Genomic DNA, 19,861 nt, shown 5'->3' with positions numbered 1-19,861 from the left:
GATTTTTGCGTTATAGTTTTAAAGTAAACGAATGAGGTAGGAGGAGGCGGAAGTCGATGAAAAAGGAGCGACGCATGGGATATTTCAAGAATGAACAAAGTATAGGTTATATTCTCCAAAATCTGATGACGGTAGCTTTAATTGTTGGCGTGATGATTCATTTCGTTATGCGATAAAAAAATGTTGGAAAATATCAAAATTAATGTATAATTGTAAATAGATAATAGAGTATTGTCGTTAAGGGGGATATAAGGTCGATGCAGCGTAAAGCGATGTATTATGGTGAGCAAAATCATGTTGGAATTGGATATGTATTGAAGAATATGATGACGATTCTTCTTGTTGTTTTAGTGATGTATCATTTCATAATGAAAGGTTGATGATTTCTAAGGTAGAAATCATCTTTTTTTATGTAGAAATATAATTCATGATAAACGCCTCGGGGTATTAAGAAATTATTAAGAATTAATCATGTTTTTTATTAAGATATTTAGGGTAAAATGGGGGAAGTGATAGTTTATTGAAAGGTGGGTTATGAATGAAGAAGCGAGCTAACATCCATAAAGTGTTGATTAGAGTGATCGTTATTCTGATGATTGGCTTAGGTGCTATCGGTATTTATTCACGCTACCCGCAAATGCGAGAGCGTGCCATTAAAATGACGGATAATTTTTACGAGTCTTACATGTTTTTGTGGAATTTTTCCGAAGGAATCTATTCGTTAGACAGTGTCTTAAAAGAAGGGGAAGCAAGTCAGTTTTATCCGTTGTCGCAAAGTTGGCAACGGGATTACCAAAAGGACATGGATTATTATCTTAAACAGGGGGATGAGGTATTAGAACATAAAGGAGATCAATTAGCCGAGCTATTAACGGAAGGGGCAGCCGAAAAGACGGATGATTTGTCAGCGTATCAGTATGTGCTCGCCTTACAATTTGATGGGGAAGGACAACTAACGATTAAGAAGATTATCGGGGCCAGTTCGACGGAAACACGGCAACGATTAGAAGAGTATTTATCAAACTATCCAACCGATATCAAAGATACAACGATGGTTTTTGGTGTCCATCAGAGTTTGTCTAAGGATGGATTGCTCAATCATAAAATTGAAAATTACTTAGGTGGGGAGTATTTACAAATTGTCGTTGTCTATTTAGTATCCATTACGCTTATTGTTTTAGTTATTGTCTTTATCCTCCCATTTTCGTGGTTTGAGGAACTTGCTACTGTACGAGGATTATTGCTTGTTCCATTGGAACTGAGATTCATTTTTGTCATTGTGACGGCAATTGCCTCAGCGTTTGCTCCGCTCCTTGTTGTGCTGACGCAGGCTCACCAGTGGACACAGTTGATTGACCCTGCACTTGTTCATTGGATTAACCTCATTTGTTGGGGAGGATTTATTGCGGTTGTCCTACTTCATGCCCTTTATGTAAAAGAATTTTTTGTGATTGGCCCATGGCAGATGATTCGTCAACATACGATTTTAGGTCAGTTAGTCTATTTTTGGACTCGACCAAAAGTAGTGGTTGAAACAGAAACAGTAGAAAAAGTGATTTTCAAGGAAGACCCTCGTGTTGATTTGATGGTTTCACGTCTGGAACTTTTAAAGGAAACGTTAACGAGAGTGAAGCATTCTGTTGAGAATACCGCCGATATTGAAAATGTTGCTGTCCAAATCGAGTCTCTTTTGAAATTATGTGCACTAAATCGCCCAAAGACAACGGTTAATTTAACGAAACTCATCTCTGATACATTAGTGCAATTGGAACAAGAATATATACCATTAGAAGTCAAACTAAGATTTCCAGAAAAGACAGTATCTATTCAGGCGAATGAGGAGGACTTAAAACTCTTGATGGATTCTTTATTAATGGGAATTGCCACGTCAGCTTTACAACAGACGCGCGTGTATTTACAATTAGCAGAATCGGAAGATTTAGTGGTGTTTACAACACGTAGTGTGATTCGCTCAGAGGTGAATGAGACATGGCCTGCAAGTTTAAATCAGTTAGCCGAGTATATGGATGCCCAATTAGAAGTAGTAATAGATGGGGATTTATTAAAAATGGATATCGCATTTAAAAAATAAAAGAGGGGTGAACCCCCTCTTTTATTGTAAAAAAGTATACTTTTTAGGTCGATAATGGTATAATTTGTTTGAAATTGTTAAGAAATTTTTATTAACAGTTTAAAGGATGTAGGCCAAAAAAAGTAAAATGAGGTGTATTGAAGTGAAGAAACGATGGAGTTTGCTACTTATGAGTGGTTTATTATGTTTAGCAGGGTGTCAAGGAAAGACGCAGCAAAATGAAATGGAAATGGTGACGTCGATTCAGGAGCCAGTTGAGATTGAGTTTTGGCACGGAATGAGCGGGGCGTTAGGTGAAACAATGACGGAATTAGTAGCCGATTTTAATGAAGGAATTGGAAGCGAAAAAGGAATTAAAGTAAAGAGTACATACCAAGGTAATTACGAAGATTTAAAGGCTAAAACGATGGCTGCGATTAAAGCCGGAAATAATCCCGCAGTTATTCAAGGGACATTTAATAATATCATGGAGTTTATTGGGTCTGGGATTGTTCAACCGTTAGATGATTATATTTTTAACCAAGAAATCGGAATGAATGATTTCGAAGATATTTATGAAGGGTACCGTTTAGAAAATTCAAGTTATTGTGAGGATCAACGCTACTATGCTTTACCGTTTTCTAAATCAACAGATTTACTCTTTTATAATCGCACATTTTTTGATGAACATGGATTAACCGTTCCAACAACGTGGGATGAGTTAACGGAAGTTTCTAAAAAGATCTATGAATTGACGGGGAAAACGGCGTTTAGTATTGATAACCCAGCGAATTATTTAATTACTTATTTAATGCAAGCAGGGGCTGAGTATACGAATTCAAAAGGAGACCTACTTTTTAATAATGAGGCAGCGATTGAGGCATTAACGATGCTTCAAGATAATGTGAATGCAGGGTATTGGCGTTTAGCAGGTGAGGATAGTTTTTCATCAGGTCCTTTTTTAGCTGAGAATGTTTATTTATATATTGGATCAAGCGCAAGTGAAGCTTTTTTACCAGAAGAAAACTTTGTTTGGGAAGCGGCAATGATCCCACAATTAAAAGTTGATCAACCGCAAAATATTCAACAAGGAAACAATGTTGCCATTTTAAACAAAAATAAAACATCGGAAGAGGTTTATGCGGCTTTTGAATTTATTAAATATTTAGCATCTGATGAAGCAAACTTAAAATGGGCAACAAGCACGGGGTATTTACCTATCCGTGAATCAGTGGCGACGTCAGAAGACTATGCGTCATATGTGCAACAGGCCAAGCAATCAGCTAAGGAAGCGGGAATTGAAGCTGCAAAGAGCGGATTTGTTGAACCGCTGTTCTTAATGGATCATAAAAATTCTAATTTAGTCCGTACCGAAGTGGGAGCAATGATTGAAGAAATCGTGTTAACAAATGCTGATGTTGTTGAAACAATTGAACGCTATATTCAAAAATTAAATTAGGAAAAAGGGACAAGTATTCCCTTTTTTATGTTATAAATACAAAAAACGGAAGCCTATTTATGGTGTAGGAGCGACACCTCTCACAACGTATGGCAAGCCAGGACAAAATGTTTAGCCTTCTTTAATCAGGATTTATAAGGGTTTCTTTGTTTGAAATAAATTAAGAAATGGCACTTGATCGGGTTCAACTAAAAATTAGCTCTAATAGGGCTTCATTAGTAATGACAAAACGCCTAAATGCGACTGCTGTGATGTGGCAAATTTTATCAACTTTTTGTTAAAAAAATATTTAAAGATGAAATATGGGTGGGTAAAGTATATAGAGTCTATATGATATATAAATTAAAAAAGTAGCTGAGTGGCTACTTTTTTAATTTATTTTTATCTTCTCTTAATTGGCTAACAGTAAGTACGGGTAATCCCGTTTTAAACGCAATTGTTGTGTCATCTAGAACGTCTAATAGGTTCTTGGCGATTTCTAAATCCCGTTGCATCTTTCCTTGCTCAATTCCTTCATCTCGTGCTGTTTGTAGACGGCTTGTTTCATCAAGTAGAGCCTTTAAGCGAGCCTCATAGTATAAACGGTATTTTTCATTACAGCTTAGGACAAGGAGTTCGTCCTTTGCTTCGCGAATCGTTTCATCCTGACGTGCCAACTCATAGCTGACTTGACTTTCGGGATGTTTAATAAATTCGAGCCAGGCTTCTAATTGTGTTTTTATTTCATCCGCATGGTGGATGTCTTTTATCTTATCTAATTCAATGAAATGGATTTCTAAAAGGTCGCTTAATTGTTCATTTCGCTCGCGTTCTTTTAAAACGTAACAACTATGATACTCGGCAGTTTCAAGTAAGTCAAAAGATAAGAGATTGATGCAGACTGTTCGTTCTAACTTCTGATAAGGAATACCACTTTGAAGTTGCCCAGAAAACAAACGACTCCAATAAAATAAACTGCGTTCAATCATATTTTTTTCATCTGCCACTTGAACCTCGACATTAATTAACTCCCCTTTATTGGTGGTCGCTAAAATATCCAAAGTCCCCATTTTATCCTCTTTGTATTGCTTGTCAATAGTTCGGTCCTTAAAGGTAATCGAAGTAATCGGTTCATCTGGCGTCAAAACGGCATTTAAAAATGAAATTAACAGTTCTGGTCTCTTCTCGTTTCCAAACAGCCCCTTAAATACAAAGTCCATTGTTGGGGGTAATAATACCGGTCCCACGTTTTCTCCAGCCCCTTTCGGTTGTTTCATTAAATCATCTAAATTTATCATAATTAATTACCTCCATTATAACATATTAACGATGTCAAAACCTCTTTCTATCTTACAATACGCGTATAAACGGAGATTTCCTTTTTAAATTAAAATATTTTGAATCTTCACAGCAAATGGCACGTGATCGGGTTCAACTAAAAATTAGCTCTAATAGGGCTTCATTAGTAATGACAAAACGCCTAAATGCGACTGCTGTGATTCGGCTATTTTTATCAACTTTTTGTTAAGACTCAATTCTTGTGGTGATCCTGAAAATGGATTAGTTAAATTTAAGCCTTTAAAAATAGCTCGTTTTTGCCTGACAGTTAATGCTAGATAAGTTAATATGTAAAAAAAGGAAGATGGGTGATGGGGTGAAACAGATACTATATAAAAATCCAGTGGCTTCAATGGTGACATTAAATTTATTTACTTTTCTTATTTATATATTTTGGTTTTATAAAACAATCGGTATTTTGATTTTTATCCCGTTAGCTGTTTTAAATCGACGGGTTATCATCAATCATCTAACTCTTACGCAATTAAGAAAACTCATTATTTATGGGAGTTTCTTTTTAATGTTTGGGGGTTCAGTTTGTTATGGTCTTTATCTCATTAATTTTGTGTCAAGATAACGGATGAGTTTCAAAAATTAAATGAGGTAAAAGGAGGATTTGAAAGAATCCTCCTTTTAATATTTATATAACTTTCATAATCGAAACGCTACCATTTATCATAAGATAAAGTAGGGCTTTATCTGTGAGGGAGGCGGATGAGATGAAAAGAGTGATGCGATTGATTGTTTATATGATGCCCTTAGTGATTGTGTTTTTAGGGGAAGTATTAGCTAAAACAGAGGGAAGCCGAGCCCAAATTTATGTTCCTTTATTAGCATTATTTCCATTTCTTTATTTTTTGCAAGGAATGCTCGTTTCTTTTTATGGAGGAAATTTGCATGTCGCTGTTATGATGACTTCCATTTCCTATGCCATCACGCTTTGGCTATTTTTAAGTCCAGCTTCATGGGGAATGATTTTGATTTATCTACTTGTTGTCTTCTTCCTTGGATTATTTTTGGAAATGAGGCATAAGCACTAGGAAATGGCAGGTTAGTGAAAGCTATTTTCATAAAGTTGAGCGAGTTCTTTAAGACGACGATCGATTCGTCGTTTTTAATTTGGAGGAATTCACGAAAGGGGTTTTAGTGACCACTTATGTTTATTAGATGAAAAAGGCTCTTTCACTTCAAGGGAGTCTTTTTTTCATTGAAAAAAGCCCGATTCGAATCGGGCTTTAATAATGACGGCAACCGTTTTTTTGGATGAATCCACCGTGTTCTAGTTGATAAAATTCATGAGATTCTCCGACGACGCGTGGTAAGGAACCAATTCGTAAAACTGTCGTGGCGTGAGAGGTTGTCGCAGGTTCAGTGTAAACAGCTGTGTTACTAATGACTTTAACGACGAAACTTTCCGGTAATGGTTGTACAACTTCATTTGATGATTGATCTAAGACATGACAAGCTTCTTTAGCAATCCAACCCACTTTTGTTTTAAAGTGTTGAGGTGTTTCGCTTGTGACTGCAAAGACTTGGTCCTTTGCTAGATGAGCGGTGACCTTTGATTGAGGATTGTCCTCTTTGTGCGCTGTACACGATTCATTGATTGCAACTAGAAATTTATCTTTTGGGACATAAAAACTTGACGCATTAAATCTAACATTTGCCATTTTTCATCATCTCCCTTAGTGAAACATCGTTTGCCATTAGTAATATATGTTTCTAAACAGAGAAATACGACAAGATAGGATGTTGTTTTTGAAAGGGGCAATGGGCTGAAAAAAGGAAGCCTCTTTTCAAGGCTTCCCATCAGTTATTTGTTGTTTTTTAACCACATGATGGCATTATAGGCGTGCATCGCGGCACCAGTAGGTAAAATATCTTCATTAAAGACTACTTTTTCATTATGCATCGGTTTTCCGAATAATGGGTTTTCCTGCTCTGTTCCAGCTCCAAGTAAGAGATAAACACTTGGCACATGGTAGGCGTATGACGCAAAGTCTTCAGAACCCATGCCTCCCTGTTCAAATTGAATGACAGCCTGCTCACCAAGTAGGTCTTTCATATAAGAAGTTATTTCATGTGCTAACGGTGTATCATTCGTTAGCGGTGGAACAGAAGAGAGCTCAATCAGTTCAGCCGAGCCTCTAAACATTGTCGCTGTAGAAACGACGATTTCATTTACTCGATTAACCATGTAATCTAAAAGTTCCTTATCAAGGCTGCGGATGGTTCCCTCCATCACAACTTCTCCGGGAATGACGTTCGGTGCTTCCCCTCCAACAAATTTTCCAATGGTGATGACAGCTGGTTTTGAAGGTGACACTTCACGTGCAATGATTTCTTGAAGTGCGAGGTAGATATGGACGGCGATGTTAATCGGATCAACACCTGTTTCTGGCATTGCCCCGTGGCACCCTGTCCCCTTAACTACAATTTGGAATCGGTAACATCCGGCAATCGTTGTGCCAAGTCCACATAAAACGAGATTAGACGGTGTTTGGGAGTGAACATGCATCGCCAAAGCGGCATCAACTTTAGGATTTTCTAAGACACCGGCGGCTATCATTTTTTTAGCCCCTGTGAAGCCTTCTTCATCAGGTTGGAAAACTAGCTTAACGGTTCCCTCGAGTTGATCCTGATTCTGTTTTAAGAGTTTTGCAGCCCCAAGGAGCATGGCAGTATGCATATCGTGTCCGCAAGCGTGCATGCAACCATTTGTTGATTTAAAGTCGCAGGCTGACGTTTCTTTCACTGGAAGAGCATCCATATCGGCACGTAGCATTATGGTTTTTCCAACCGTCCTGTAAGGGTCGCTACAATTCCACTTTCACAAATTTCAATCGGATCATAACCCAATGATTTTAGTTGTTCCATGACATAAGCTTTCGTTTGAGGTAAAGTTGCGCCCACTTCAGGAATTTGATGAAGGGCGCGACGGTAACCGATTAATTCGTTCTTAATGGCTAGTGCTTGTGTTATTAATGTGTTCATCGGAACATCCCCTTTTTCTTTAATTTTATTGATTATAAAACATTATACAACAAAATTTTAAGATTCTTAAAGGGTGAATAAAAATCTCTCTCTTATGATGCACATCACGTCAGGTGAACAGGGAGGGCGTGAACTTAAACACGAGCACACGGTATTAAAAGAGATCGATGTCTTTCCTCTTCTAAAAGGCTCATTAAACCATCATCGTTTTTAAATAATCCGCAATATTGTATAGTGCCGCGCCAATAGCGGGGGTGTATTTTCCTTCAATTCCAAGAATAATATTTTCACGGGTGAGTGGGAAAGGGGCAATTTCTTTTAAGTAATGTTGAATAAAGGTGAGATCTTCTTGATTAAAGTAAGGGGCAAGGTGTCCGCTAATAATGACGACGCCATCGACGATAACGGTAATATTTCGAATCGCCTCTGCCAAGTGAGTCAAGTAAGTTTTCCAAATGGTTTGACAGTGATCATCGCCGGCGCGTAACTTTTCAAAGAAGTCAGGAACACTCATTTTTGCTTGGGAGACAAGTGCATGGATAGAACAGTAAGTCTCTAAGCATCCACGGGAACCGCAGTAACAAGTGGGGCCTTGTTTATTAAGGGAGAGGTGCTCAATAATTCCACTTCTCATTTGAAGTCCATTATGAACTTTACGGTGGGTCATAATAGCGCCACCTAGGTTTTCATTTAAAAAGAGAAGGATGGCACTATCAAGCTCTTGGTGGTGCCAAAGTTCGAGGTAGGCAGCTGCCTTAGAGTCGTGAGTCAATCGACAAGGATAGGGAATGAACTCAGCAAGCGTCGAGCGTTTTAACTGGTCATTTTGAAGGATGGGGCCATAACTGACGGACTCACCATCTGAGGAAATGATGCCTTGAATAGCAATGGATACGCCTAAAAGGCGATCGGGATTAATGTTGTTTTTTTCGATAAATTGTTGAACGAGCTTACCTATTGTTTGATAGTACGGTGTTTCATCCGAGTAGGGGATGGGATGGGTTTGTTTATGCGTGACTTCACCGTATAAGTTGACGTGGACAAGATGAATACAATCTTTTAAAATGCCAAGACCGATCGATGTTCGGGCTAATTTATTAATGGTGATTAAATGAGCACGTCTTCCCCCTGTTGATTCTAAATATCCCGTTTTAAGGATAAGTTCTTGATCTTCTAGCTCTTTAAGATTTTGGCTAACGGTGGAAAGCCCCATCTGTAAAGATTGAACCAATTGTAGTTTTGATGTTTCCTTCTCTTGATAAATGGCAGTGTAGACTTTCTTTAAATTAATTTGTTTAATGGCCATGGTGGTCATTCCTTTGCTTATCATCGGGTACCTCCTAGTTTTCATCATCTATTTCAATCTAAATATAAACGCAAAAATGTTGCTCGCCAGCGATTAGAGTGTGGGTCTTATCAGGGGGGGCGCGTGTTGCCAGCGTAGGAATTGGCGTAGAGATTTAGGCAAGGAAGAGTTAGACTCATTCAGATTTCTAGGGTCGCTATCGTCAATTTTCTTTTGGATCGGTGAGGAAAAAATAAGGATCTGTGAGAGAATGCGACCACTTGTGCACTCAAAATTACACAAAGTCTGGCTAATCTTTTTCACGGTAAATATTTAACAAGAAGTGGTGGGCAGTGCTAGGCTGCGAGAAACATTTAGGACAAAATCATCCAAAAGAGCCGATTTTTTAGTTTTGGTTTATATATAGAAAATATTTCTGTTTTTCTCTAGTCGTAATTATAGTACATTCAAAGCAATAAATCAAAAAAAGCTCAAGGGAGTAAAAAAAATATAAAAAACATCCTAAAAAAGCGTTTACAAAATAGAGGGTTTAGGCTACAATGAACTTACACTTAACATTAAGTCTAAAGTTAAAGTGGAAAGTTTCTAGGAGAGAAAGGATGAATAAAATGAAAAGTGCGGTATTTTACGGGAAACATCAATTGAAAGTAGAGGAAGTGAATCTTCCTGTTGTTGGAGAACATGAGGTATTAGTCGAAGTAAAAGCATGTGGTGTATGCGGGACGGACGTCCATATTTATGAAGGTGATGAGGGAGCGGCACCTGTTACGCCACCGACCATTTTAGGACATGAATTTTCGGGGGTTATTAAAGAGGTAGGTACCGCAGTTAAAAGTTGCGCGGTTGGAGACCGTGTGAGTGTGGATCCGAATTGTTATTGTGGGGTTTGTGATCCATGCCGAAATGGAATGGCACATTATTGCGAAAATATGATCGGGTATGGAACAACAGTGAATGGTGGATTTGCTGAATACTGTGTGGTTAAAGAAAGCCAAATTTATAAATTAGGTGATCATACGTCTTTTGAGCAGGGAGCAATGGGGGAACCTGTGGCTTGTTGTTTACATGGAATTGATATGTGTGAAATTAAACCTGGACATCAAGTAGTGGTCATCGGTGGGGGAATGATTGGATTATTAATGATTCAATTGGCTAAATTAGCGGGGGCAGCAAAAGTCGCTTTATTAGAGCCAGTCGCGAGTAAACGTGAAGTGGGATTATCGATTGGAGCAGACGTTTGTATCGATCCGTTAACAGAAGATGTTGAAAAAGTACTTAAGGAAAATGGCATGACATGGATTAATACGGTTATTGAATGTGTTGGGCGAATCGATACGATTGAGACAGCGATTAAGGTTGCAGGAAATAAAGCAGTTGTCATGATGTTTGGATTAACAAAACCCGAAGAAGAGTTACGCATTAAACCGTTTGAAATTTTCCAAAAAGAGTTAGTCTTAAAAGCGTCTTACATTAATCCATATACACAAAAACGTGCGTTAGATTTAATTGATTCAGGTCGTTTAGATGTTGAGAGCATGATTTATGAGGTATGTGGACTTGAACAATTAGAAGAGATTTTAAGCGATCCAAAGTTACGTGCGAAAGGGAAGTATTTAATTTCTCCTTCTAAATAGGAAGAGATTAGAGGGGGGATAGTATGAGTCCAGCATTTATTGCAGATCCACAGCGGCTAGTGATAGCCGCCTTATGTGGCGTTTTGTTATTACTCGTTTTAATTGTTAAATTTAAGCTTCATCCGTTTATTTCGCTCCTTATTTCCGCGTTTGTTATAGGACTTGGAAGCGGTCTTCCTGTCCCAATGCTTGTGTCTGCTGTTGAAGAGGGAGCGGGACAAACGTTACAGGGGATTATCTTACTGATTGGACTGGGATCTATGTTCGGGGGAATATTAGAGGTCTCAGGTGGGGCCCAGGCAGTAGCCCAAGCCTTAATCAAAAAATTCGGTGAAAAAAGAGCGGGACTTGCTCTTGGGTTAACAGGGTTAGTCGTAGGGATTACCGTATTCTTTGAAGCAGGTGTCGTTATTTTAATTCCACTGGCTTTTGGGTTGGTGAAAAAGACGAAACGATCAACGCTTTATTATGTGATTCCGTTACTGGCCGGATTGGCCTCAGCCTTTGCGTTTATTCCACCTTCTGCGGGTTCAGTGCTAGTCGCTAATCTTTTAGGGGTTGACCTAGGGATTATGATCGTCGTTGGTGTGATTGTCGGGCTAATGGCCTTACTTGTGGGAGGAATCTTTTTCTCACGCTTTATTGGTCATCGCCTGCATACCGCTTTACCGACCAATGTGTTGGAAGTAGAGGAAATTGATGAAAATCAACTTCCATCTTTTAAGCTAGTGGCAACTATTATTCTCATCCCACTTCTTTTAATTCTAGCGAGTACTGTATCGGTTTATCTTGAGGGGCTTCGCCCGATTCGACCGATTCTTGAGTTTTTAGGGACGCCGTTTGTGGCATTAGTGATAGCCGTATTAAGTGCCGTTTATCTTTTAGGGATTAAACAAGGGTATAATGCGGAACAAGTGCGAAAGATTTTAGAGCGCTCTTTACGGCCAACTGGACAAATTTTACTTGTCATTACAGGTGGAGGTATAATTAGCTTTATTTTACAAGCTTGCGGCGTAGGAGAACTTGTGGGTGGCCTATTAGAAAGTAGTGGCTTACCTTATGTTTTAGCAGCTTTCCTCATTGCTGGATTTATTCGTTTTTCTGTCGGAGCTGCGGTTGTGGCGATGACGATGGCTGCTGGAATTATGGCATCGATGCCTGCTGTGCTGGAATTATCACCCCTTTATTTAGCCGCCATGGTTTGTGCGATTAATGGGGGAGCGACGGCCTTTAGTCACTTTAATGATTCAGGATTTTGGTTGGTGAGCTCACTTTTAGAAATCGATGAAAAAACAACATTAAAATCATGGACAGTTATGGAAACATTAATTGGAGTGACAGGGTTGGTTTGTGCCCTTGTGATTTCGATGTTTGCTTAAAGTCGAAAAAAGGAGGATAAAAACGTGTTTCAAATTGAGGTTGTTTTAAATAGTATCACGCATGCGAAAGATTTAGTTTCAATTGCAGAAGGAACACCGTGTGAGGTTTGGCTTCATTGTCATCGTTACGTGGTTAATGCAAAATCATTACTAGGAGTGCTGAGTTTACCTTTTATGGAAGAGGCGAAATTATCACTTGAAACAGAGGATCAACAGGTGATTGATGAGGTTTTAAAAAGATTAAGCACTTTTCATTTACTAAAAGATGAAAGCGCTATTAACGATAAGGCGTATGATTTAGTGGCGCTTGGGGAAATTTTGATTGATTTTACACAAGAGGGTGTCACGGCATCCGGCCAAAAAATATTTGTTCAACATGCTGGAGGAGCTCCTGCTAATGTTTTAGTCGCTGCTAGCAAACTGGGATCAAAAACGGCATTTTTAGGAAAGGTGGGTACAGATGCTCACGGTAGGTTTTTGAAAACAACACTAGAAGCGGAAGGAGTGGAGACTAAGGGACTCATTCTTGATTCAAATTTCTTTACGACGCTCGCCTTTGTAGAATTAGATGAAAGCGGGGAGCGAACCTTTTCATTTGCTAGAAAGCCGGGGGCGGATACCCAAATTCAAAAAGAGGAACTTCCATTAGAAATTTTAAAACAGAGTCGCATCTTTCATGTAGGATCGCTGTCTCTTACGCATCAACCGAGCTATGAGACGACGTTTTACGCGGTTAAATATGCAAAGGAACATGGGGCGATGATTTCCTATGACCCAAATTATCGGGCGTCCTTATGGGAGAGTGAAGAAATCGCGAAAGAGGTCATGCGCCAGATGATTCCTTATACGGATATTATGAAAATCTCGGAGGTTGAGATGGAGCTTTTAACGGATCAATCGACTCCAGAGGCTGCTGCCACGTGTTTAATTAATCAAGGGGTTCAAATCGTATTGATTACACTCGGAAAGGATGGCGCGTATCTTTATACGGAAGAAGGCGGGCAGTTGATTCCAGGGTATTTAAGCCATGTCATCGATACAACGGGAGCGGGAGATGCCTTTCTAGGCGGCTTTTTACATAGTCTTTCACAACACCCTATTTTGATGTCACAACTATCTTTAAAGGGATTAACGTCTCACGTCAGACTTGCAAATGCGGTGGCAAGCTTATGTGTTGAACAAATGGGGGCGATTCCAGCGATGCCTCTTAAAGAATCAGTTTGTAAACGTTTTATTGGATTTGCGTAGTCTAGTAGGGGCGAGGGTGATCAGGACAAGTCGCCCCCCTGGTTAAGAACAAACAAAAGGATGACAGTTGACACTCGTCATCCTTTTGTTTGTTTACGTTTTAAGCGCTCTGTGCATCAGATCTTAAGAAACCTTAGCTGATTGCAACTGACGGAAGGTTAAATCGCGAATCGCTATCTTTTATGAAATAGTTGCAGATGAGTGATAGGCGGGCTTTGATATGTTATAATGAAGAAAATGAATGATGTCCTCTTTTGAAATCGTTATTTTCTTTATAGGGGCCCCTTGCTCATCAAGTGTCTGACCTCTTATAGGAGTTCCCAACAGAGAGAGTCACGTAAAGGTGAAAAATTCAGTAGGATGGTGGGTCGCTATTTTATTTATCGGACGTAAGAAAGGGGTTGTAGCCAAAAATGACGCTTGCTAGCGGATGAAAAAAAGGCGAGATGTTTTAATAAAAGGAGGATAGCTTGCATAAGTTATTAAAAAAGGGCATAGGGTGGGATTTCTATGAAATTATTTGCATCAGATTACGATGGAACCTATTGGAAACATACATTTAAAGGTCAGGTAGACCTTGTTAAAAATATTAAACAAACGAAACAGTGGCGTGAAGAGGGGAATCTTTTTGTTTTTGCAACGGGACGTCCTATTTCCATGATGAGGCTAGAAAAATATATGCATGGCATTGTTTACGATTATATTGTAGGGCTAAATGGTGGAATCATTATCTCTAAAACAGGAGATATTTTATTTCGGGAAACTATCAATAACTCGATTGCTCGAAAAATCATGATTTTAATTCAACAAAAAGAGGTGTTACATTACTCGGTCAGTGATGGATTATGTGGCCACTATCATACGGCTTTTGGATGGTCCCACAAGACTTTTTATTTATTTGCCTTTTTTAAATTATTTTTAAAAACTTATGGGCTTACTTTAGATGAGGCGTTAAATCGACCCGTTGTTCAAATTTCAGTCAAATTAAAAAGTGCCGACGAAGCGTCTTCCTTTGCTCATCAAATGAATCAATTGTTTGGAAAAGATATTGTGGCTTTTTCTAATCTACGCCATGTTGATATTGCGGCTAGGGGTCTTTCGAAGGCAACGGGAATTGAATATATTGCGAATCGGCATGGGATTGATGCGAATGATATTTATTGTATGGGAGATAGTTTTAATGATTTGCCTATGTTAAAACGCTATCATGGATTCACGCTTCCAGAGGCCCATCAGACGATTAAAGAAAATGTACGTGGAGTATTTGAAACGGTGGGCGATGCGCTCACACAAATTTTAAAGGGGTAAGGAAAGGTCAAAGGGAACTTTGGCTTTTTTTGTGTGAGCTATCACCAATCGGGGCTAAAGTGGATATACTATCAGTGAATCGTTCTATTGACGTGTGATATCATTTGTCAACAGATTGGTTAAAGGGGAGTGAGTTTATGTATGATCGACCACGTTTTAATCGCCGTAATCCTTATTCTTTTTTAAGGGGATATCGTGAGAATCATGAAGGGGGCTTTGACCCAAATTTTGTTCCGGTTCCGTATCCAGGTGAATTTGGTGGATTAGGTTCATTTATTGTCGGAGGGTTAGCGGGTGCCTTTTTGGCGAGTGCCTTTGGTAATAAGCATGATCAGGCGGCGCATCCAGCACAAGCTACGACCAGTTCGGTTCAACCCGTCATTCAACCGGTACCGGTCGTCCAAGGAATGCCTTATAATTATTCGCCTTATGGCTATATGTCACCGACATCGCAATTAAAGGAGCCTAAGGTGAAAGAAAAAGATGACGACGAGGAGTTATATCCGGATTTTGATGAGTGGAAAGGAAAACAACCGGTAAAAGAAACACATCAAGTCTATACCATCCCAAATCAGGCAACGTCTAACAAAATGCCAACGTACCAACAGGCGCCCGTGTATTACCAACCGATGATGCCGGCTTATCAGGTGATGCAACAATCCATGATGCCTTACCCATCAAGAAATGGTTCGGCCCGTTGGATAACAACAGATGTTTCTCCGTATCAGGAAAGTTCCGGTCCGTTTATGGCAATGGTTCCGGTCGTGACACATCAAGTGGCGTTAGAAAGTCGTCCAGCAACTCAGGTGATGCCTTATTATATGATGCCTGTCCAACAAAGTCCGCTTCTTTAACAGTGGAATAAAAAAACTCGAAGAATGTCCCGCTAATTTGGAGTTTTCCTCGAGTTTTTTTATGATTATTTTGTTAAAAATCATCATTTTCTTCAATCGCGTGGTATTTGTTTGGCGGGTCTTCCGGTAACTTGAACGGGTTAACGTGAACGGTACAGTGTTTAATTTGAGGAAGGTGATGTTCAAGTTGATAGTGGACCTGCTCTGCAATCGCATGGGCTTTAATAAGGCTTAAAGTAGGATCGACAGAAATTTCTAGATCAACATAAATTCGATTGGAATGGATCCGCGTTTTTAATGAATCGATGGCAAGGACGCCGTCTACCTGTTCGATTTGCTGTTTGATTTGAGCAATGAGTTGGGGGCTTGCCGCTTTATCAATCACTTGGTTTGTGGCCTCAATGAAGATTTGAATAGCTACTTTTAAAATAATGACGGTAATAATAAGGGCCGCTAATGGATCAAGGATGGGAAACCCTAAACGAGCCCCGATAATTCCAATGAGAGCTCCAATCGATGAAAGAGAGTCGCTTCGATGATGCCACGCATCAGCGGCAAGGGCCGTGGAATTTATTTTTTTCGCCTGGTATAAGGTATAATGATACATCCACTCTTTAACAGCAATCGATAACAAGGCGGCCCAGATTGTCACTGATCCCGGGGTTAAATAATGGTGGGATACAATGGTTTCAATAGCGGAATAGCCAATAGAGAGTCCAGTTAAACATAAAATAAACGATAGAATTTTGCTTAAAATAGGCTCGAACTTTTCATGCCCATACGGATGGGAACAGTCAGCAGGTTTTTGTGAAAGACGAAATCCGATAAGGACCCCAATAGAACTAATGACATCGGATAAGGAATGAATCCCATCAGAAATCATTGAGGCACTGTGTCCCACGAGTCCAGCAACTAGTTTAATCATCGTTAAAATCGTATTCATCACAATTGTGACGAGTAAGGTATGATTTCCAATCTGCTCCCGATTAGATGAATTCACATCAAACACCTCCATTAGTGGTTTGTTACTTATAGTTTATGAGAAAAAGTTAGGATATGTGCCTAAAAATGTATAATCATCGGTGAGTCGGGGATATTAAGAGTAACCCAGTTAGAAAGGAAGGGGATTTCAATGAATATGACATTAATGATTCAAATTGGATTAATGCTTTGTGTCATTAGTATTGTGATAATGGGACTTGTCTTCTTTATTGCCTATGATCATCAACTCAGACGAAGACAGGCTTTACAATATCATTTAGATGAAAAAAAAGGTAATCCTTTTCCTTTTTAAAGGGTTACCTTTTTTCTATTGTGAAGTAAATGTGATTAAAGATCGGCAGGCCGTTGTCCCAAAGTTGTAAGAAGTAATCGGTTGATAATGTTCGATTTCCCGGTGCCTCACCGTTTTCATCGTCCTGACGAAGCGAATCAAAGAAATAGACCTCGCTTAGTGATTGATCAAATCCAACAAGTGTCATGTAGTGTTGCCAATTTAAACCATCACCGACTAAGACAATAACAGGTGTTCCCTCAATCAATCGACTTTTTAACGTCTCAAATGTTCCGCGATAGAGTGTCGCCTCATAGGCACTATCTTTAAAATAACTTAAAATTCCCTTCGGTAAAACATAACCAGAAAAGGGTAACTTATAGCCGAATTTTTCGTACAGCTCAAGCCCCGTCTGAGACTCCCCAAAGTGTCTTAATACGTAGGCGGTTGAGAAGGCCGAGCACTCGTTATGAACTTGAGTTTCAAAGCTATTTTCCTGATCAATTGAATAAGAGGAAGGAACGCTTTTTGTTAGAGAATCCCGTTGGGGAAAGGGGGTTAAATAATAAAAAATGATGAGCACGAGAAGAAGTAGACCTAAACTGCCCCAAAATAACCATCGTTTCATTGCATATCTCCCTTTGTTTTAAATGTATCCTCAGTATAGCATAGTTCCTTAAAAAGCGTCAAATATTGGTATTATAAGTAGGGAAGATTTTGATAGGATCTAAAAGGCTAATCGTCCTTTTTAAATCGTAGTTTTTTTGTCTAAGAAGTGATAAAATAAGAGAAAATGTGAACGATGAAGGTTTGGAGGAGTAGCGATGAGTAAACGTGTCGTGTTGGCGGAAAAACCGTCTGTTGGTCGTGACATTGCTCGTGTGCTTGGATGCACGAAGCAAGGTCAGGGATATTTAGAAGGAAAAGATTATGTCGTGACATGGGCACTTGGTCACTTAGTGACACTTGCGGACCCAGAGGCATACGATGTGAAATATAAATCGTGGAATTTAGAAGATTTACCCATGTTACCGAAAGCGTTTAAATTTGTGGTGATTAAAAAGACGGCGAAGCAATTCAAGGCAGTGAAGGAACAGCTGTTAAGAAAGGACGTTTCTGAAATTGTCATCGCGACGGACGCGGGGCGCGAAGGAGAATTAGTGGCACGTCTCATTATTGAGAAATCGGGTGTAAAAAAACCACTTAAACGTTTATGGATTTCTTCAGTGACGGATCAGGCGATTAAACAAGGATTTAAATCATTAAAAGATGGACGTCACTATGATGATTTATACGCATCAGCGTTGGCGCGTTCTGAGGCGGATTGGATTGTCGGAATGAATGCGACACGGGCCTTAACAACGAAATACAACGCTCAACTTTCATGTGGTCGCGTGCAGACCCCAACCTTGGCCATGATTTCAAAAAGGGAAGAAGAAATTAAACAATTTAAATCAGAACCTTATTTTGGGTTAACGGCCATGAGTGAGTCCGTGAAGTGGACGTGGCAAGACGGAAAGTCAAAAAGTACACAGACATTTGAAGAACAGCGTATCGATGAGTTAATGCGTGCGCTTAAAGAGAAACCGTTACAAATTATAGAAGTTAAAAAGGCCGAGAAAAAGGTTTATGCGCCGGGCTTGTATGATTTAACGGAATTGCAGCGGGATGCAAATAAAAGGTTTGGATTTTCGGCGAAAGAGACGTTATCAACGATGCAAAAATTATATGAACATCACAAGGTGCTCACATATCCGCGAACGGATTCACGCTATCTTTCAACGGATATTGTTGCTACTCTCCCTGAGCGCTTAAAAGCGGTCGCTATCGGACCTTACCGAGGGGTGGCGAACCAACTGTTAAAGGGTAAAATCGTCACAAATTCTTCGTTTGTCGATAATAAAAAGGTAAGTGATCACCATGCGATTATTCCAACCGAGCAAACACCCCTGTTAAGCGATTTAAGTGATAAAGAACGAAAAATTTATGATTTAGTCGTGAAACGATTCCTTTCTGTCTTTATGAAGCCATATATTTATGAGCAGACGACGATGTTGGCTAAAATGGGTCAGGAATCGTTTGTTGCGAAAGGAAAGCGTGTCGTGTCATTGGGGTTTAAAGAAATCTACCACGTGGATGAAGAGGAAGGGGATGGGTTAGCCAATCTCCCAGTTGTTGAGGAAGGGACGGTCTTATCTCATATTAAATTAATCAAAACATCAGGACGGACTCAACCACCCGCTTATTTTAATGAAGCGACACTTTTATCAGCGATGGAGAATCCATCACGATATATGAATCAGGCCTCAAGTGAGGTGGTTAAAACATTAAAGGAAACGGGTGGATTAGGGACGGTAGCGACACGCGCCGATATCATTGAAAAGTTATTCAATAGTTTTATGATTGAGAAAAAGGGCCAAGATATTTATTTGACATCAAAAGGGCGACAATTATTAGAACTGGCGCCTAAGGAGTTAAAGTCACCTGAATTAACAGGACAGTGGGAGAAAAAACTTCAAGATATTTCAAATGGGCGCTTAAAGCGCCAACAGTTTGTCGGGCAGATGCGCGAGTATGCAAGTCAAATTGTGCATGAAATTAAAGGAAGCGAAGCCACGTATAAACATGAGAATTTAACAACAACGAAATGTCCAACGTGTGGCAAGCCGATGCTTGCCGTGAATGGAAAGCGTGGAAAGATGCTCGTATGCCAGGACCGTGAATGTAACACGAAAAAGACGGTTTCTCAATTGACGAATGCTCGTTGTCCAAATTGCCATAAAAAGTTAGAACTTCGTGGTGAGGGAGACAGTCGAATGTTTAGCTGTGTGTGTGGGTACCGTGAGAAGCTAAGTACGTTTAATAAGCGAAAATCGGAACAGAAAAAACAAGGAAGCAAACGTGACGTCCAAAAATATTTGCGTGAACAAGAAAAGCAACAAGAACCAATGAATTCAGCGCTCGCTGATGCGTTAGCTAAATTAAAATTATAAAAAAATAGGCCTTTGGGTGAATTTC

General features: G+C 39.5%; 19 protein-coding genes. 12 read left to right on the top strand and 7 right to left on the bottom strand.

Annotated features, from left to right (window positions below; genetic code table 11):
• The first annotated feature begins 257 nt into the window (after positions 1–257).
• From AC6I0I_RS07565 to AC6I0I_RS07555, 3 genes are all read left to right on the top strand, one after another.
• A complete protein-coding gene (locus AC6I0I_RS07565) occupies positions 258–380 on the top strand; it encodes a hypothetical protein (protein WP_255421511.1) in 123 nt (40 codons plus the stop codon).
• A gap of 158 nt (positions 381–538) precedes the next feature.
• Complete coding sequence (locus AC6I0I_RS07560) at positions 539–2,092, top strand: hypothetical protein (RefSeq protein ID WP_262953791.1); 1,554 nt, start codon at positions 539–541, stop codon at positions 2,090–2,092.
• A 169-nt stretch (positions 2,093–2,261) separates the two neighbouring features.
• Positions 2,262–3,530, top strand: a complete 1,269-nt coding sequence (locus tag AC6I0I_RS07555; protein ID WP_262953792.1) for an ABC transporter substrate-binding protein — start codon at positions 2,262–2,264, stop codon at positions 3,528–3,530.
• A 362-nt stretch (positions 3,531–3,892) separates the two neighbouring features.
• Here AC6I0I_RS07555 and AC6I0I_RS07550 read toward each other — a convergent pair whose 3' ends face one another.
• The gene (locus tag AC6I0I_RS07550; protein WP_237658989.1) at positions 3,893–4,807 is read right to left on the bottom strand and encodes an Rpn family recombination-promoting nuclease/putative transposase; all 915 of its coding nucleotides are present in this window, start codon (positions 4,805–4,807) and stop codon (positions 3,893–3,895) included.
• 356 nt (positions 4,808–5,163) lie between these two features.
• On the opposite strand from AC6I0I_RS07550, the gene AC6I0I_RS07545 reads away from it, so the two are divergent.
• Complete coding sequence (locus AC6I0I_RS07545) at positions 5,164–5,424, top strand: hypothetical protein (RefSeq protein WP_161832795.1); 261 nt, start codon at positions 5,164–5,166, stop codon at positions 5,422–5,424.
• A gap of 142 nt (positions 5,425–5,566) precedes the next feature.
• Positions 5,567–5,887 (top strand): hypothetical protein, encoded by a 321-nt coding sequence (locus tag AC6I0I_RS07540; protein ID WP_161832794.1) that lies wholly within the window; start codon positions 5,567–5,569, stop codon positions 5,885–5,887.
• 195 nt (positions 5,888–6,082) lie between these two features.
• Here the strand turns inward: AC6I0I_RS07540 and AC6I0I_RS07535 are convergent, their stop codons facing one another.
• From AC6I0I_RS07535 to AC6I0I_RS07520, 4 genes are all read right to left on the bottom strand, one after another.
• Positions 6,083–6,517, bottom strand: coding sequence for a hypothetical protein (locus AC6I0I_RS07535; protein ID WP_161832793.1), 435 nt, complete (start codon positions 6,515–6,517; stop codon positions 6,083–6,085).
• A 143-nt stretch (positions 6,518–6,660) separates the two neighbouring features.
• Positions 6,661–7,632 (bottom strand): M20 metallopeptidase family protein, encoded by a 972-nt coding sequence (locus AC6I0I_RS07530; protein ID WP_262950789.1) that lies wholly within the window; start codon positions 7,630–7,632, stop codon positions 6,661–6,663.
• Positions 7,632–7,841, bottom strand: coding sequence for a hypothetical protein (locus tag AC6I0I_RS07525; protein WP_262950790.1), 210 nt, complete (start codon positions 7,839–7,841; stop codon positions 7,632–7,634). The genes AC6I0I_RS07530 and AC6I0I_RS07525 overlap by 1 nt, the downstream gene beginning before the upstream one ends.
• A 193-nt stretch (positions 7,842–8,034) precedes the next feature.
• Positions 8,035–9,171: an ROK family protein gene (locus tag AC6I0I_RS07520; protein WP_262950792.1), complete on the bottom strand. Its 1,137-nt coding sequence runs from the start codon at positions 9,169–9,171 to the stop codon at positions 8,035–8,037.
• Between the two features lie 575 nt (positions 9,172–9,746).
• On the opposite strand from AC6I0I_RS07520, the gene AC6I0I_RS07515 reads away from it, so the two are divergent.
• From AC6I0I_RS07515 to AC6I0I_RS07495, 5 genes are all read left to right on the top strand, one after another.
• On the top strand, positions 9,747–10,781 hold the full coding sequence (locus AC6I0I_RS07515) for a zinc-dependent alcohol dehydrogenase family protein (RefSeq protein WP_262950793.1): 1,035 nt from the start codon (positions 9,747–9,749) through the stop codon (positions 10,779–10,781).
• A gap of 23 nt (positions 10,782–10,804) precedes the next feature.
• On the top strand, positions 10,805–12,160 hold the full coding sequence (locus AC6I0I_RS07510) for a GntP family permease (protein ID WP_262950794.1): 1,356 nt from the start codon (positions 10,805–10,807) through the stop codon (positions 12,158–12,160).
• Between the two features lie 24 nt (positions 12,161–12,184).
• Positions 12,185–13,408: a PfkB family carbohydrate kinase gene (locus AC6I0I_RS07505; protein ID WP_262950795.1), complete on the top strand. Its 1,224-nt coding sequence runs from the start codon at positions 12,185–12,187 to the stop codon at positions 13,406–13,408.
• A 510-nt stretch (positions 13,409–13,918) separates the two neighbouring features.
• Positions 13,919–14,716 carry an HAD-IIB family hydrolase gene (locus tag AC6I0I_RS07500; RefSeq protein WP_161832919.1) on the top strand — a complete coding sequence of 266 codons (798 nt, stop codon included), beginning with the start codon at positions 13,919–13,921 and terminating at the stop codon, positions 14,714–14,716.
• Between the two features lie 137 nt (positions 14,717–14,853).
• Positions 14,854–15,570: a hypothetical protein gene (locus AC6I0I_RS07495; protein ID WP_262953793.1), complete on the top strand. Its 717-nt coding sequence runs from the start codon at positions 14,854–14,856 to the stop codon at positions 15,568–15,570.
• A gap of 73 nt (positions 15,571–15,643) precedes the next feature.
• Here AC6I0I_RS07495 and AC6I0I_RS07490 read toward each other — a convergent pair whose 3' ends face one another.
• The gene (locus AC6I0I_RS07490; protein ID WP_262950800.1) at positions 15,644–16,570 is read right to left on the bottom strand and encodes a cation diffusion facilitator family transporter; all 927 of its coding nucleotides are present in this window, start codon (positions 16,568–16,570) and stop codon (positions 15,644–15,646) included.
• A gap of 132 nt (positions 16,571–16,702) precedes the next feature.
• Between AC6I0I_RS07490 and AC6I0I_RS07485 the strand changes: the two genes are divergently transcribed.
• The gene (locus AC6I0I_RS07485; protein WP_161832911.1) at positions 16,703–16,864 is read left to right on the top strand and encodes a hypothetical protein; all 162 of its coding nucleotides are present in this window, start codon (positions 16,703–16,705) and stop codon (positions 16,862–16,864) included.
• 4 nt (positions 16,865–16,868) lie between these two features.
• Here AC6I0I_RS07485 and AC6I0I_RS07480 read toward each other — a convergent pair whose 3' ends face one another.
• On the bottom strand, positions 16,869–17,471 hold the full coding sequence (locus tag AC6I0I_RS07480) for a C39 family peptidase (protein ID WP_161832910.1): 603 nt from the start codon (positions 17,469–17,471) through the stop codon (positions 16,869–16,871).
• A 196-nt stretch (positions 17,472–17,667) separates the two neighbouring features.
• Here AC6I0I_RS07480 and AC6I0I_RS07475 point away from each other — a divergent pair, with 196 nt between their 5' ends.
• A complete protein-coding gene (locus AC6I0I_RS07475; protein ID WP_262953794.1) occupies positions 17,668–19,836 on the top strand; it encodes a DNA topoisomerase III in 2,169 nt (722 codons plus the stop codon).
• The last annotated feature ends 25 nt before the right edge of the window (positions 19,837–19,861 follow it).

Source organism: Turicibacter sp. St.80E1 (genome assembly GCF_059728495.1).
This window is presented reverse-complemented; position numbering and strand designations above follow the sequence as displayed.